12 protein-coding genes, 1 tRNA gene and 4 pseudogenes are annotated in these 14,305 nt (G+C 69.7%); 10 read left to right on the top strand and 7 right to left on the bottom strand.

From position 1 onward, the window contains the following. The first annotated feature begins 138 nt into the window (after positions 1 to 138). Together ACI79G_RS12855 and ACI79G_RS12850 are read left to right on the top strand one after the other, a co-directional pair. Positions 139 to 447, top strand: coding sequence for a hypothetical protein (locus ACI79G_RS12855; protein ID WP_456881517.1), 309 nt, complete (start codon positions 139 to 141; stop codon positions 445 to 447). Between the two features lie 263 nt (positions 448 to 710). Then, positions 711 to 2,456, top strand: coding sequence for a GMC oxidoreductase (locus tag ACI79G_RS12850; protein WP_456881516.1), 1,746 nt, complete (start codon positions 711 to 713; stop codon positions 2,454 to 2,456). 132 nt (positions 2,457 to 2,588) lie between these two features. Here the strand turns inward: ACI79G_RS12850 and ACI79G_RS12845 are convergent. The 6 genes and pseudogenes from ACI79G_RS12845 to ACI79G_RS12820 all read right to left on the bottom strand — a co-directional run. Further along, positions 2,589 to 3,041 (bottom strand): annotated as a pseudogene (locus tag ACI79G_RS12845) (leucine zipper domain-containing protein); the annotation flags it as partial. Positions 3,042 to 3,391: 350 nt separating this feature from the next. Then, a pseudogene (locus ACI79G_RS12840) lies at positions 3,392 to 4,783 on the bottom strand (IS30 family transposase). 49 nt (positions 4,784 to 4,832) lie between these two features. After that, a pseudogene (locus ACI79G_RS12835) lies at positions 4,833 to 5,087 on the bottom strand (DDE-type integrase/transposase/recombinase); the annotation flags it as partial. A 116-nt stretch (positions 5,088 to 5,203) separates the two neighbouring features. Continuing rightward, positions 5,204 to 5,368: a hypothetical protein gene (locus tag ACI79G_RS12830; RefSeq protein ID WP_456881515.1), complete on the bottom strand. Its 165-nt coding sequence runs from the start codon at positions 5,366 to 5,368 to the stop codon at positions 5,204 to 5,206. Between the two features lie 660 nt (positions 5,369 to 6,028). Continuing rightward, positions 6,029 to 6,490 (bottom strand): hypothetical protein, encoded by a 462-nt coding sequence (locus ACI79G_RS12825; RefSeq protein WP_456881514.1) that lies wholly within the window; start codon positions 6,488 to 6,490, stop codon positions 6,029 to 6,031. A 41-nt stretch (positions 6,491 to 6,531) separates the two neighbouring features. Beyond that, positions 6,532 to 6,813 (bottom strand): hypothetical protein, encoded by a 282-nt coding sequence (locus ACI79G_RS12820; RefSeq protein ID WP_456881513.1) that lies wholly within the window; start codon positions 6,811 to 6,813, stop codon positions 6,532 to 6,534. A gap of 1,135 nt (positions 6,814 to 7,948) precedes the next feature. Here ACI79G_RS12820 and ACI79G_RS12815 point away from each other — a divergent pair. The 6 genes and pseudogenes from ACI79G_RS12815 to ACI79G_RS12790 form a co-directional block, all read left to right on the top strand. After that, positions 7,949 to 8,364: pseudogene (locus ACI79G_RS12815) on the top strand (transposase); the annotation flags it as partial. 482 nt (positions 8,365 to 8,846) lie between these two features. After that, positions 8,847 to 8,920 (top strand) — tRNA-Arg (locus ACI79G_RS12810). A gap of 128 nt (positions 8,921 to 9,048) precedes the next feature. Further along, on the top strand, positions 9,049 to 9,255 hold the full coding sequence (locus ACI79G_RS12805) for a hypothetical protein (protein WP_456881512.1): 207 nt from the start codon (positions 9,049 to 9,051) through the stop codon (positions 9,253 to 9,255). Positions 9,256 to 9,287: 32 nt separating this feature from the next. After that, positions 9,288 to 9,584, top strand: coding sequence for a hypothetical protein (locus ACI79G_RS12800; protein WP_091223675.1), 297 nt, complete (start codon positions 9,288 to 9,290; stop codon positions 9,582 to 9,584). A 203-nt stretch (positions 9,585 to 9,787) separates the two neighbouring features. Further along, on the top strand, positions 9,788 to 10,108 hold the full coding sequence (locus tag ACI79G_RS12795) for a GNAT family N-acetyltransferase (RefSeq protein ID WP_091223673.1): 321 nt from the start codon (positions 9,788 to 9,790) through the stop codon (positions 10,106 to 10,108). A gap of 54 nt (positions 10,109 to 10,162) precedes the next feature. Then, a complete protein-coding gene (locus ACI79G_RS12790) occupies positions 10,163 to 11,527 on the top strand; it encodes a cryptochrome/photolyase family protein (protein WP_456881511.1) in 1,365 nt (454 codons plus the stop codon). Here ACI79G_RS12790 and ACI79G_RS12785 read toward each other — a convergent pair whose 3' ends face one another. Next, complete coding sequence (locus tag ACI79G_RS12785; protein WP_456881510.1) at positions 11,528 to 12,367, bottom strand: SCO6745 family protein; 840 nt, start codon at positions 12,365 to 12,367, stop codon at positions 11,528 to 11,530. It abuts the gene before it with no gap. 64 nt (positions 12,368 to 12,431) lie between these two features. Between ACI79G_RS12785 and ACI79G_RS12780 the strand changes: the two genes are divergently transcribed. Further along, positions 12,432 to 13,241 carry an Fpg/Nei family DNA glycosylase gene (locus ACI79G_RS12780; RefSeq protein ID WP_456881509.1) on the top strand — a complete coding sequence of 270 codons (810 nt, stop codon included), beginning with the start codon at positions 12,432 to 12,434 and terminating at the stop codon, positions 13,239 to 13,241. 65 nt (positions 13,242 to 13,306) lie between these two features. Then, positions 13,307 to 14,104 carry a hypothetical protein gene (locus tag ACI79G_RS12775; protein WP_456881508.1) on the top strand — a complete coding sequence of 266 codons (798 nt, stop codon included), beginning with the start codon at positions 13,307 to 13,309 and terminating at the stop codon, positions 14,102 to 14,104. The last annotated feature ends 201 nt before the right edge of the window (positions 14,105 to 14,305 follow it).

Below are 14,305 nucleotides of genomic sequence, written 5' to 3'. Positions count from 1 at the left end.
AGCATAACCTTTGACATCGAAAGCTATACCGTCACAACAATGCAGTCGGGCAAGGCAGCCACTGGCGCTTCGCGGAGCTTGCACTTGACAAGTACAGCCGCAGTCCACGGGATTCGGACTCGAGCGATGATCCACTTCATGAGCACTGAAGCTTCCAAACTGGGCATTGTTGTCAATGTGGACCAGCCCAACTTTGATGGCCTCACTGCCCATGCTTTCTGCCACAAGGCAGACTTCGGCGAGTGGTATGACATCGCTCGCAACGAGCATCCTTTGACGTGCACTTTCTCCTACGCTGGACCTGAGTACGACCCCAATCAGCCAACCCGCGACCTGTATACGATTCAGGTGCACACCGGAACTCAGGAGCCTCCGGGAGAGGGTCCAGAGGAGGTTCAATCGAAGCTTTTTCCGGAAGCGGTGCTAAAGGTCCTGCGCGACGCTTGAAGCAATACCGAAGTTGAGCGATCGTTAGCGGCCGACGCCTGGCCTTGCGATTGGTCGATGCAACATTTGCTGTATCAAAATCCGTCCCCCCGCAGACTCCCGCGAAGTAATCAAGCGGTCTCACCGCATCACGCGCAACCAGCCGAATCGCGGCATTGAATACTCCACCAGATCACCGACCTGTTACGTGTGCTGAATGGTCCTACCGTCGTCCGGTCATGGCCTGACTATGCTTCGACGGCATCGGCTCGAAGGGGGAACTCGTGGCGGAAGTCAGTCTTAAGACGGTGCGTTGGGCGCCCGGCTCTGCGCACATGGTGACCATCCGGAGTTCGGCGACGGAACCGGCCTGGACCGATGTGATCGGGGTCTACGCCGCCGGCCGTTGGCGCTTCACGGTTCCGGACGGCCGCCAGGACCTTAAGTTCGTGCTCGACGGCGAACTTTGGGAGACCGGACCGAATCGCGACGTTGACGCATCTCAAATCTTCGAGGAGGCGCAGGTTGCGTTCCCCCGTCCGCGAATCGTGACGGAGTCGGGCCGACTCGCGGCTGAGCTCGTCCCCACCACGCAGGGGCACCGACCCCGTGTCGTCGTCATCGGCTCCGGCATGGGAGGCGGTGTGCTGGCTGATGAGCTCTCCGACCTCGGGATCGACGTCCTCATCCTTGAGGCAGGCTCGTATCTGCTGCCCTGCCACGCCGGCAACATCCCCCGGAGGCACCGCATCGGAGCGTTCAGCAAGCACATATGGGAGCTGTTCGAGGTCCTCAAGTCAATCAACTACACCAATGATCCGGCTTCCCAGTATTTCGGCGGGCAGAGCTACAACCTCGGCGGCCGCTCGATCTTCTGGGGAGGCTTGATCCCACGGATGGGTAGGTGGGAGCTCAGCACCTGGCCGGCAGCAGTGCGCGACGACCTCGGTGCCGGCCGCTACACCCAGGCAGAGGACCTGATGAATGCCACCGCCCCGCAGACTGAGCGCCAGGACGACGTACTGACCGAACTCCAGCAGCGCCTGCCAGACCATAGGCATCGCAACGCGCCGGTGGCGGTGCAGTACCGCGGAGCACGGGGCCTTGCCGTCCCTGCGGGTCTGTTCTCTACGGCCGACCTGATGCTTGAATCGCTGCAGGTCGTCGGACCGGACGAGCGGAAGCTACGCGTAAATCTGCATCACGAGGTGCTCCGTCTGGAGACCACGGGGGACCGCGTCACGCGGGTGCACTATCGCGATCACCTCGCCCGAGTCGAGGGTGCGATCGAGGCCGACGTCGTCGTCCTCGCTGCGGGGACGGTGGAGAGTGCAACGCTGGCATTACGATCTGGGCTGGCCGACCCCAGCGGTCTTGTCGGTGTGGGAATGACCGACCATCCCATCTACTTCACCCACTTCGCGCTTCCGTCAGCGTCCCCGTTCGCCGGTGGCTCGGCGAAGACCTGGACCTGGCCGCTCGACGCTGGCAGCACCTCCGGGCAGTACAACCTCGTACTCGAGATCGGGTCGGACTTCAACCAGAACCGCTTCGTCGACGACGACACCCTGCGCCGGCACGAGGAATTGCGTGGCGGTGTCGGCCTTGGCGAGGTCGTGGCGCTCTTTAATACGCCATTGGTCGAGGAGAACTGGCTCCGGCTCGACGACGCGGGCAGGCCGGTGATCCGCATGGTCTCGGCGCCGGTCGCCCCTGAGGCAATGGCACGGGCCCAGGTCAACGCAACGGAGGTACTCAAGATGGTCGGGGCCGAGGCGCTGCCCGATAAGGAGCTCGACCTCCAGCCCGCGTTGCTCGGCGGGGTCGCCCACGAGGTCGGCACCCTGCGGATGGGCGGCGACGGTGCGCCCGACGGCGTCGTGACGTCCGACCTGCAGTACCGCGGCTACGACAACCTCTACGTCTGCGATCTGTCGGTTTTCCCAAGCTCCCCCGCGGCAAATCCGTCACTGACTCTCGTCGCGCTCGCCCATCGGTTGGCGCGCCACCTAGCAGGGGTTCTCGCATGAACGGCAGCCGCCCAATTACGGACCAGATGTGCGGAAGTCGTTAGCTAACGTTCCCGACGGGGTAGTGGTCACCGTGCTGTAGGCATGTACGAATGCGCTGGACCTCCGGTTCGGGTCAAACTACGTCGAATTCACCTTCTTCACGTCCATGTGCATCAGCTCGCCGGGCCGGGATCGCTCGTAGCGGGTCGCGGTCGCCTTCGAGGCACGGATGACCTCTACGGTCATCGGATCCAAAACAGACAGCCGAGGCTGCCCGCGCGAACCAGGACTCGGGACACAGTGCGGGCCGGCACTTCGAGTTCGGCGCCGATCCACGCCGGGCCGCGGCGCTCACGGCTGCGCAGCTCGACGATGCGGTCCTCCATCTCGGCGGAGATCCGCTTCGGGCTGGTGTGTGGTCGGCTGGACCGGTCGACCAGCCCGGCCTCTCCCTCGGGCGTCTAATCGGGTGATCCCAGGTCCGCACACACTTGCGTAAGATTCCCATCGCTGCGGTGATGTGGGCCTGCGGCCAGCCGGCCGGTACCGGGCGACGATCAGCTTGCGGCCGTGGACGGTGGTGCGGGCGTTACCGTGGGACACGGAACCTCCGAGCGGTGCGGGCCCTTCGAAAAGCCACACCCCACTCGGAAGTTCTCCTGCGTTGAAGCCGGACCCGCTGGCACCAACGTCCTGGCCGGGTGAAGTGACCCCCGTCGGCTGAACACCTCCAGACTTGGCAGCAGCCAAGGAGGAAGGGCCCGGGTGGGCCGACGGAGCAAGTACCCCGAAGAGTTCCGGCAGCGGGCGCGCAGCTGGTCCTCGACAGCCGGCGCAGCGTCCGCGACTCGGCCATCGCGTTGTCGAAGGCCGAGCCGACCCGGCCCATCGAGCCCAGCAGGCCGGAGGTGCGCAGCGTCTTGCCGAACTCGTAGGAGGTGTACTGCCTGGGCTCAACCGGTCGTTGCAACACCTGCTTGGTGGAGCAACCGTAGTTGCTCGTCTAGGACCTCGGCCGGGGTTTTTCAGTCGAGGACCTTGCGGGGCCTGCTGTTGACCGCGGCCTGGACGGCGAGCAGGTCCTCGAGGTGCCAGCGGGAGAGGTCGGTGCCTTGGGGAAGTACTGGCGCAGCAGGCCGTTGGTGTTCTCGTTCGTGCCGCGCTGCCAGGGTGAGTGCGGGTCGGCGAAGTAGACGGCGATGCCGGTGTCGACCTTGAATTGTGCGTGCGCGGAGAGCTCTTTGCCGCGGTCCCAGGTCAGTGAGCGGAGCAGCTCGGCGGGCATCGTGGCCATCGTGGCCTGCAACGCGTCCTTCATCGCGACGGCGCCGTAGCCGCCGAGGGCAGGTCCGTTTTTGACCGGTGGGACGGTGCCGTAGCCCTCCAGGCGCGGCAGGTGAACGAGCAGCGTGTAGCGGCTGGTGCGCTCGACCACAGTGCCGATGGCGGACCGGTTCAGCCCGATGATCAGGTCGCCTTCCCAGTGCCCGGGGATCGCGCGGTCGGCGGCCTCGGCCGGCCGCTGGCTGAGCACGACCTCGGCGGTGACGTGGCCCTGCGGCCTGTTGCGCGAGCGCTCGCGGGGCTTGCGCAACAGGCCGCCCGGTCCGCAGGCAGGCCACCAGCTCACGCTTGAGCGTTCCGCGTCCTTTGATGTAGAGCGCCTGGTAGATCGCCTCGTGGCTGATGCGCATGTCCGCATCGTTGGGGAAGTCGATGACGAGTCGTCGGCTGATCTGCTCCGGGCTCCAGGCCGTCGCCCAGCGACGGTCGGCACGATGGGGCTTGTTCAAGCCCTTCCAGGTCGTCGGCGGCCCCGCGGCGACCGTCCCGTCGGGGCGCTGCAGCTGGCCACTGAGCCGCGTCTGGGCGTACTTCTGCAGCCGCGGATCGCTGGCGAGCTTCGCCGTTTTGGGGCGCCGGGCGGCGGTCTGCGCCTTCCACTGCGCGACCGTCGCCCGGTACTTGATTCTGCCGCTGCGGGTCGCGGCGTTGCGTCGCAGCTCGCGCGAGATCGTGCCGGGATCGCGCTTGAGCTCACGAGCGATCGCCCGGACTCCGAGACCCTTGGCCTTCAGCAGCGCGAGGTCCTCGCGCTCGTGGAACGACAGGTAGCGGCCGGTGGGCTCGGCCAGGCTCAGCGGCGGCATGCCGCCAGCGTGGCGAAACCAGCGCGACGCGACTGGCGTGGACACGCCTACTTCGAGCGCGGCGTCCTCGGTGCGCTTGCCCTGCGCGATCAGCCGCCAGAAGTTGCGCTCGACATGCCGGGCCGGCATCGGCCGCCCCGGCGAGCGCATGGCCGGCCGCAGCGCCCGATCCGCTTGCTGCTGACGTCGCACCATCGAACACCTCCGTGATCACGGGGTGTTGCGACGACCGATGGAGTCCGCCCTGGCTGCCGCGGTCAGTGTGGTGCACCGTCCCGGCCGCGGGCTTGCGGGTGGTGATGGCCATGCCGACGGCGTCGAGGACGAGCTCGGTGTGCAGGTGGTCGGCCATCGCCCAGCCGACCACCTTGCGGCTGAAGGCGTCGACCACGACGGCGAGGTAGACGAAGCCCTGCCAGGTCCGCAGGTAGCTGATGTCGGCGACCCACAGCTGGTTCGGCGCGGTCGCGGTGAAGTCGCGTTCGACCCGGTCCGGCGCGGTCGCCGTGGAGCTTGAGCGGAGGCGTCCGCCTGACGGGGTCACTTCAGGGAGAAACCAGGCGGGCAGAACACCAGCCGGCACCGGCGGCCTCGACCAGGGCGCCGACGGTCGGGCTAGTGCGCGCCGACGTTGTCGACCACCGCCACCTGCCCGGGCCGCAACGCGGTAATGAGCACCGGCTGCAAATAGGCGGCGAACACCGCCGCGGTGGTGCCACCCTCCACCGTCATCGCCGTGACCATGCTGGCCGGCCTCAACCCGGCGATTAGGCTGGTCACCGGCCGCGGTTGCGCCGCATTGCTCCGACCCCGCGCGGGCGACGCGGGCGCGGCGGCGAGTCATCGAGGTGTGCGTGCCGCACTCGTCGACGAGCACCAGCGCGGTCGGATCGGTCTGCCGCAGGTCGGTGCGCCACTATGCGCGCGGTCTCGTCGCGCTCGGTGGCGCTCAAAATTTTCGCTTGAGCGAGTGTTCCGGCCGCCGCCGACGCCCTGACGGGGGTCCGTGCCTGGGCGGGTCGTCGGTCGGCAGGGTGGGTGATCGGCCGCGACATCGTCGCGGCCGATACCACCACGCCGTGCTCGGCGGTGAAGGCCGCGGCGTGCTCGGCCAAGGCGCGTCCGCGGCCTGGGCCAGGCGGGCCGGCAGCCAGGTTGCAGCCGCCGCTTCTTCTCCGGCACCGGCCGGTGCCGGTGTGCCATTGGTGCCAGGCTGCCGGTGTCTCGTCGGCGGGTCAGATACCGGCCGACGGTGTTGACCGATACCCCGACGATTGTCGCCGCCTGCTCCTGCGTCATCCCGCATGCCATCAGCGGTATCCATCAAGCAATCAGCCCACCGCTGTGAGTCCTCAAGTCTGCCGGCGAGTCAGGCTGCTACCGCAAGCTGATTAGTGACGAGCGAATCACATGGCTGAACGTCTTTGGCAATGCTCATGATCACGGGTGGACTACTGTGAGTCCCACTTCGACCCAACCACTGTACAAGTCGTCGAAGTGGCCTGACGCATCCCGGAGGCCGAATGTCACCGTGAGGGTGACCTCGTTGCCCTGGATGCTGTCAATGTGAGCGTCCACCGTCATCCTGTACAACTCGTGATCGGCAGCCAAGTATCCGATGTCGAACCCATTGATTGAGGCGAGCGCCTGATGGACGGGAGATGAAAAGCGGTACTGACGCTGGATTTTTGAGATGGATCCGCGTTGCGACCTGAAATCGAAACGATCCAAACTCAAGTCGACCCACATGTGCATCGTCCCCCTCTCGGTAATTGCCTGGGTCGCTACCTTACCGGGCTTGACCCTGGGTCGTCCCGTCGTCCTTGGCGTATCACCAGCGTCACAGCTACTTAAAAAGCTCAGAGCTGGCGAGGGCGTCATGGGTATGAGAACGGGGTCCACGGGGCTAGCTTCTCTCCCAGGTGAGCCGCCAGGCTCCCCAATCAGTGGCGCGGGACAAGCGCCCGGGAGGAGATGTTGACGCGGATGGGACCCTCAGTTGGGATGTCGGAATCCTCCACGTCGAGAACCTTCAGCTCGGCTCCGTGCTGCAATCTGAGCCACTCATCGAAGGCGTCGATTGCGACTTGGAGTTCGAAGTCCACCTCCTGGCCAGGGCCGACGGCGACCCGGTGGATGTGCACAACCTCCCCAGAAGCAGTGTCGTAGTAGATGCGCGTTGCCGCTGTCCGCAGCCCCGGCACCGATGTACCGCCCAGTTCCATTTCCGCTCCCGTGTCAATCGACTCGATGGCTTACTCGAAGGCGGTGAGCTTCGCGACGGCCGACGCCCAGCCTCCGTTCCGGACGGTAAGCGTGAACGTCGCGGCCCGGAGGCCCTCGATCCAGGCGCAACCGTAGTTGGCGCCTTGGACGTTATGTCCCTGACCTCCGAGCTCGTACCGGTAAGACGTGCACAGCGCTTCGAACGGGCCCCCGTCTCCACTCACTCCGATCAGCTGGACTTCTAGCAGCGTCCACGGGGGTCGACCAGGTGGCGCGAGGGTCACCGATGAGCTCGGCTGCCCTCTCCGGACCACGATTAAAGCGGGCTGAACATTGGTGAGCGGCAACGTTGACCTCCACGAGCCAAGGTGGCGATACGGGGCGTCAGGAGCTCCTCTTCCAGAGGTCTTTTCAGCGCATCGGCCAGATCTACGAAAACATCCGAGGTTGCCAAGAGCGGTCATTGAACAGATTGCGACATGTCGCCGGAAGCCACCAAAACCTTAGCCGTGAATCGTTGCGACGGCGTCATGATTGCGTCACTTAAGTTCAGGCAATGTCCGCCGGTCCCTCGCCAACCGGTTCGGGATGAGTTGAGACCTGGAACGAGATCAACTGATTGCTATCGTCAGCGTAGAATGAGGCGTATACGGGCCTCTCTGTCTGTAGGAGGTGATAGAGGTCTGAATAGTCTCGGAGTGGAAGTTTGCAGACTACGGTTCCGTTACTTGGGTTTACGTACCCAGCGTCTGTAGGCGCCTCGAGGAACCAGAGCACAATGTTCCTGAACGCCGCAGACGCCGTTGCATCTACCTCAAGACGGACGGTGCGCGCAAATCCCGTGCCATCCTTATGACGGTGGATCCAGACAAGATAGGATGCCACTAACGTTGTCTCGCTGTGAGCCATCGCCTCAGCCTCTGTGCTCCCCGCCGCCCGGATGATTGGGGCAGTGCCAGGAAGTTATGGTGCCAGGAAGGCGTCGCCACCGCATCACGACTGCCCTGCTGCTCGCGTCTAGACACTCCCGGCTCCTCCCACAACCGGCTCCGATCCGGCTGGGTGACGTCTCCGCTGGTGGTGTAAGTCCAGGTCGCCGCTTGCGTGGGTGATCACGTAAAGGGGCCATCGCGTGTCTTCGCCCAACCCGACGCCGAGCACCTGCGCTCCCAGCTCGACGTCATTGCTGGCATGCTCAGCCGCCAGTCCCCGGCCGTCGAGCAGATGCTGCGGAACGCCACTGAGGACCTGCTGGCCTTCACCGCCTGCCCGCTCGGGCACTGGAAGAGGATCTGGTCGACCAATCCGCTAGAACGGCTGAGCGTGGAGATCAAGCGGCGCACCGACGTCGTCGGCTGGGGGCACCTCCCGCTTGCGGGGGACTCTCCCAACCCCGTCGCCCTGCTCCGGCTGGCCGGTGCGGTGCTGGTCGAGGCGCACGATGAGTGGGAGCTCTCTGACCGCCGCTACCTCTCTGAAGGATTCATGGCCCTGCTCAATCGCCCGCTCCGGCCGAGGGGGTGGCGCAGCCGGCCCTGATCGCGTCATAGTCCGACCCGCAGAACCTCCGCACGGCCGCGAGGTACACCACCAGCCGGGAGGTACACCACCAGCCGGGACGTCACCCCGCCTTAGGTGCGGGGGGCCGCCGGACACCGGAACCAACTGTGCGTCGGAACGCGTCAGTGGTCGCGTCCTGAGTCTCGGCGATCGGGCGCCTCCACACCGCTGCCTGCTTCCCTACAACCGGCGCCCCTCCGGCTGTCGCAGGGCGGGGGAAGGGTGAGCCGTAGGCCCATCCCGAAGGGACGCGAAGCGCCCTTCCGGCGACCGAGACAGGCGGAAGACTTCCGCCGGGTGGGAGGCGGCACCTCCAGCATCGACACGGCGTCCCAAGGCGGAGGGGTCTGACGCACGGCTACTCGCGCTTGCGGACACCTGGTCAGCACTCGGTCAGCAGAATGTCCGTCAAGAGCCGTCGACAGCACTCATCAGCCCGGCACAACACCGCAGGTCAGAGCCCCAATGAGCGACCGGAGCCCAGGTCAGGACCACGCCTGGGTCGGTTTCCTAAACCGTGTGTCGCAGGTTCGAATCCTGCCGGGGGCACCTCGGCCCTGGTTACGCAGCGACGCCGTGGGTACCGTCCGCCGTGTTCCGGGGAGACCGTGGGTCGAATCCTGGCCACCGGCCCCCCATCCGGTCGCGGGGTCCGCGGCCCGGAGGTGACCGGTATGAGCACCGGCGAGCGCCTCACCTGGGAGACCTGTCCGACCTGCGGCCGGTGCGCGGCCGTGGGCTGGCGGGACGGGGTCCCCGTCGCGATCGACTGTCCCGGCGGCTGCCGACCGAGCGCCGACGAGTTCGCCCGGCGCGCCCCGTCCGCCGCCGCCCCCTCCCCCACGTCGCGCTGGACCGCCGCGGCCCGCACCTGGACCTGAGCACACCTGGCCCCTGCGGGTACCGGCCTCCCATGGCACTCCGCAACGCGGCCGTCGCGGCCGGCGGCCAGTGGGTCGACCCCGACGACGGCATCCGCTACCCCTCCGGCGAGGTCCACGCGTGGGAGCGCGGCCGCAACGAGACGGTCTGCGGCCTGTCGCTGAGCCGGTCGCGGCTGGCCCGCTTCCCGCACGTCAGCTGGGCCGACGTGCAGCCGGAGTCCGGCCGCCACGCCGAGGAGGTGCAGGAGGTCTGCCGGCGCTGCCGGGCCGCACTCGGCGGACGGCGGGACGAGCGCGGCTGGACGCGGACGAACCCACGGCCCTGAGCGTCAGCGGCGCCGTGAGGACACGTTCCGGAACGGCAGGTGCAGCGGCGCGGACACGCCCGATCCGGCCACGGCGTGTCCCCCACCAGGGCGACACGTCCCCGGCGGGGCGGCACTCCCCGGCGTTCCGAGGCGTTACCGTCTCTGCACGCATGTCGAGTCCCGGCAACGGCGCCGGGGACGAGCGGAGGGGGAGGCCCAGCATGGAGACGAGCGTGGTCGACGTCCCGGACCGGGGACGGTTCGAGGTCCGGCTCGGTGACCGTGTCGTCGGTCTGGCCAGCTACCACGTCGAGAACGGCACGATGGCGCTGCCGCACACCGAGGTCGACCCGTCGGTCGGCGGCCGCGGCATCGGCTCGGCGCTCGTCGCCGGCGTGCTCGCCGCCGCCCGTGAGCGCGGGCTGACCGTGCTGCCCTACTGCTCGTTCGTGCGCCACTACATCCAGCAGCACCCCGAGGAGCTCGACCTCGTCGCCGACGACGACCGGCCGCACTTCGGCCTGGCCACCGCCGACCGCTGACCCGCTCGGTCGTCCGGCCTGCGCGACCACCGAGGGCTGCCTACGCTCCCCCGGGTGCCCATCGCGCTGCTCTGGTTCCGCCGCGACCTGAGGCTGGCCGACCACCCGGCCCTGCTCGACGCCCGCGAGGCGGCCGGGCCGGGTGGCGCCGTCCTGCCGCTGTTCGTCTTCGACCCCCGGCTGTGGGGGCCCTCCGGGCTGCCGCGGCGGCAGTTCCTCCTCGACTGCCTCGCCGACCTCGGCGGGCAGGTGGACGGCGCGCTGGTGCTGCGCTCCGGCGACCCGGCGCGGGTCGTGCCCGACCTGGCCCGCGAGGTGGACGCGGTCAGCGTGCACGTCTCGGCCGACACCGGCGTCTACGGCCGGCAGCGCGACGCGGCGGTCGAGCGCGCCCTCGGCGACGTCCCCCTCGTGCGTACCGGCTCGCCGTACGCGGTGACGCCGGGCCGGGTCACCAAGTCCGACGGGACGCCGTTCCGCGTCTTCTCCCCCTTCGCCCGGGCCTGGCGCGAGCACGGCTGGCGGGGCCCGGCGCCGCGACCGGGGTCGGTGCCGTGGGGCACCGGCGTCCGCTCCGAGGACCCGCCCGAGGTGCCGGACCTGGACGGCGTCCGGCTGCCCCCGGCCGGCGAGGCCGCGGCTCAGGACGCCTGGCGCCGCTTCCGCGCCGAGCGGCTGGAGGGCTACAAGAGCACCCGCAACACCCCGGGCACCGACGGCACCAGCCGGCTGTCGGCCTACCTGAAGTACGGCTGCGTGCACCCGCGCACGCTGCTGGCCGACCTCGGCGACCTCGACACCGACTCCGCCGACAGCTTCCGCAACGAGCTGTGCTGGCGGGACTTCTACGCCGACGTCCTGTGGCACCGCCCGGAGTCCGCCCGCGAGCCGCTGGACGAGCGGATGCGCGCGATGACCTACGACACCGGCCCGGACGCCGACGCGCGGTTCGAGGCGTGGGCGCGGGGCCGCACCGGCTACCCGATCGTCGACGCCGGGATGCGCCAGCTGCTCGGCGAGGCCTACGTGCACAACCGCGTCCGGATGATCGTCGCGTCGTTCCTGGTCAAGGACCTGCACGTCGACTGGCGGCGCGGTGCCCGGTACTTCATGCAGCACCTCGTCGACGGCGACCTGGCCAGCAACAACCACGGCTGGCAGTGGGTCGCCGGGACCGGCACCGACGCCTCGCCGTACCACCGCGTCTTCAACCCCACCCGGCAGGGCAAGGAGTTCGACCCGGACGGCGACTACGTGCGCCGCTGGGTGCCCGAGCTGCGCGACGTCCCGGTGAGGTACGTGCACGAGCCCTGGCTGGCGCCGGACGGCGTCCCCGACGGCTACCCGCTGCCGGTCGTCGACCACGCCGAGGAGCGCCGGGTGGCCCTGGAGCGCTACGAGCAGGTGCGCGAGCGCTGATCAGCCGCGGGAGCGGATCCAGTCGGGCAGCAGGCCGGAGTCGAACAACCTCTCGCGCAGCGGTGCCACCAGCTCGACCAGCCGCTGCGTGCCGTCGGCCCCGAGGTGCGCCCAGCCGGCCACCGCCAGCCGGTCGGTGGTCGCCTCGACGTCCGCCCGCAGGGCACGCCCCGCGCCGGTGAGGCCGCCGTCGTCGACCAGTCCGCGGTCGCGGCAGCGCCGCTCCCCCGCCGTCCACTCCGCGTCGCTCCAGCCCCGGGTGGTGCGCACGAAATCGGTGCTGCCCGAGGCCAGCCCGCCGGTGACCAGGGCCTCCACGGGGTCCAGCCCGGCGGCCATGAGCGCGGTGACGTGGCCGTCGCCGCGGTGCTCGCGCACCAGCAGGCCGGCGTGCCACAGCTGCAGCAGCGGGTCCTCGGGCCACTCGGCGCCGCTCCAGGCCGCGTAGAGGGGCCGCCCGGCCGCACCCAGCCCGGCACACGCCCCACGGGCCAGCTCCAGCACCTCCGCGACGTCGGGCTCGCCGAGCACCCGGTGCAGGGCCGCGCCGACGGCGTCCCTGCGCGCGGTGGCCCACTCCTCCGGCGTCCCGGCCGCCCAGACGGCGGGCACCGCACGGGCGACGAGGTCGGGCGAGAAGACGTAGAAGGTGGCGACCACGAGCGCCGGGTCGGCCGCGCCGAACGCCGACGCCCGGGCGGCGAAGTAGCCGGCCCGGGTCGCCGGCACGCCGAAGCGGTCGTAGGCCCGCTGCACCTCGGGGGCGAAGAAGGCGACGACGTGCAGGGTCTCCAGCGACCCCCAGGCGCTGCGGGCCAGCTGCGGTGCCACCCGGGTCACCGCCCCATCGTGGCGGAGCTGCTGGCCAGGGGTGAAGCTGGGGGCATGACCTGCCGAGCCGCCCGTGCCTGAGGGACACACGCTGCACCGGCTGGCCCGGGACCAGTCGCTGGCCTTCGCCGGCCGTCCGGTGCACGTGACCAGCCCGCAGGGCCGCTTCGCCGCCGGCGCGGCGCTGCTCGACGGCCGGGTGCTCGACGAGGTGACCTCCTACGGCAAGCACCTGTTCGCCTGCTTCGGCGCCGACACCCTGCACGTGCACCTGGGCCTGTACGGCACCTACACCTCCGGCGAGGGCACCCCGCCGCCTCCGCGCGGTGCGCTGCGGATGCGCTGGGAGGGCGAGGGGCCCGACGGCCTGGGCGTGTGGACCGACCTGCGTGGCGCCACCGCCTGCGAGGTGCTCACCGCGCCGGAGGTCGACCGCATCCTCGACCGCCTCGGCCCCGACCCGCTGCGGCCGCGCAGCGACGGCACGGGAGCCCACCGGCGGATCGCCGGCAGCCGCACCGCGATCGGCGCGCTGCTCATGGACCAGTCGGTGCTCGCCGGGGTCGGCAACGTGTACCGCGCCGAGATCCTCTTCCGGCACGGCGTCTCGCCCTTCCGCCCGGGCCGGGACGTGGACGCCGACACCTGGGCGGCGATGTGGGCCGACCTGGTCGTGCTCATGCGCTCCGGCGTCCGGATGGGCCGGATCGTCACCACCCGGCCGGAGCACCGCGACCGCCGCAGCGGCGCGGTCCGGCGGGAGGACGCGCACTACGTGTACCGGCGCACCGGGCTGCCCTGCCGGGTCTGCGGGACGCCGGTGCAGACCCAGGTGATGGTCGGCCGCAACCTCTACTGGTGCCCGGTCTGCCAGGCCCTCTGACCCGGTGACCGGAGGCTCCTCCCGGCCTATCGTGGAGCATGGTCGGCGGGGGACGTGCTCTCGGGGTGGCCGCGCTCGCCGCGGCGTGCCTGGCCCTCGGTGTGCCGGTCGCGGCGGCCGATCCGGGCGGGGACGCCGAGGTCGGCCACGACGTCTCCTTCCCGCAGTGCGGCGAACAGCTGCCCGACGACCCGGCGTTCGCCGTCGTCGGCGTGAACGGCGGGCTGGCGACCCGGCCCAACCCCTGCCTGGCCGAGCAGCTGGCGTGGGCGGCGGAGGAGACCACCGGCGCGGTGGCGGCCCAGCCGCGGCTGCAGCTCTACGTCAACACCGCCAACCCCGGCCAGGTCCGCCACCAGGTGACCACCTGGCCCACCCGCGGCCGCACCCCGTACGGCCGCTGCGAGGGGACCAACAGCCGGGCCTGCTCGTGGCAGTACGGCTGGGAGCGCGCCGCGGTCACGGTGACGGAGTTCTTCGCCCCCGCCGCCGAGGCCGCCGACGTCGACCCCGACCCGGGGGAGCACACCTGGTGGCTCGACGTCGAGACGACGAACACCTGGCAGACCGGCTCGGCACCCGCCCGCGCCCGCAACCGCGCGGCGCTCGAGGGGATGGTCGCCCGGCTCGCGGCCACCGGCGCGGAGGTCGGCCTGTACTCCACCGGCCGCCAGTGGCGGCGGATCGTCGGCGTGGTCTCCGAGGACAGCCCGCTGCACCACCTCGACAGCTGGCTGGCCGGGGCGACCTCCCTCGCCGGCGCCCGCGTCACGTGCCGGTGCGACCCGCTCGTGGACGGCGGGGACGTGGTCCTCGCCCAGTACGTCGTCGGCGGGCTGGACCACGACCACAGCTGCGTCTGAGCGGACCCCCTGCAGGGAGCCGTCGCGCGCCTCGTGGTGCGTCGCGCTCGCACCCCTCCTCCGCGTGCACCCGGGGGACGGCGGCCGGCCCGGCCTCCCGGACGGCCTCGGCGTGCTCGGACTGCGGGTGGCGGTGGCGACGACGACGGACACGGGCGGCCTCCTGGACTCGGGCTTCCCGGAGCCTGGTGCTCGCCCACC

Source organism: Geodermatophilus sp. SYSU D00779 (assembly GCF_054050595.1).
The sequence above is the reverse complement of the archived record's forward strand: the minus strand, read 5'-3'. Positions and strand labels throughout refer to the sequence as shown.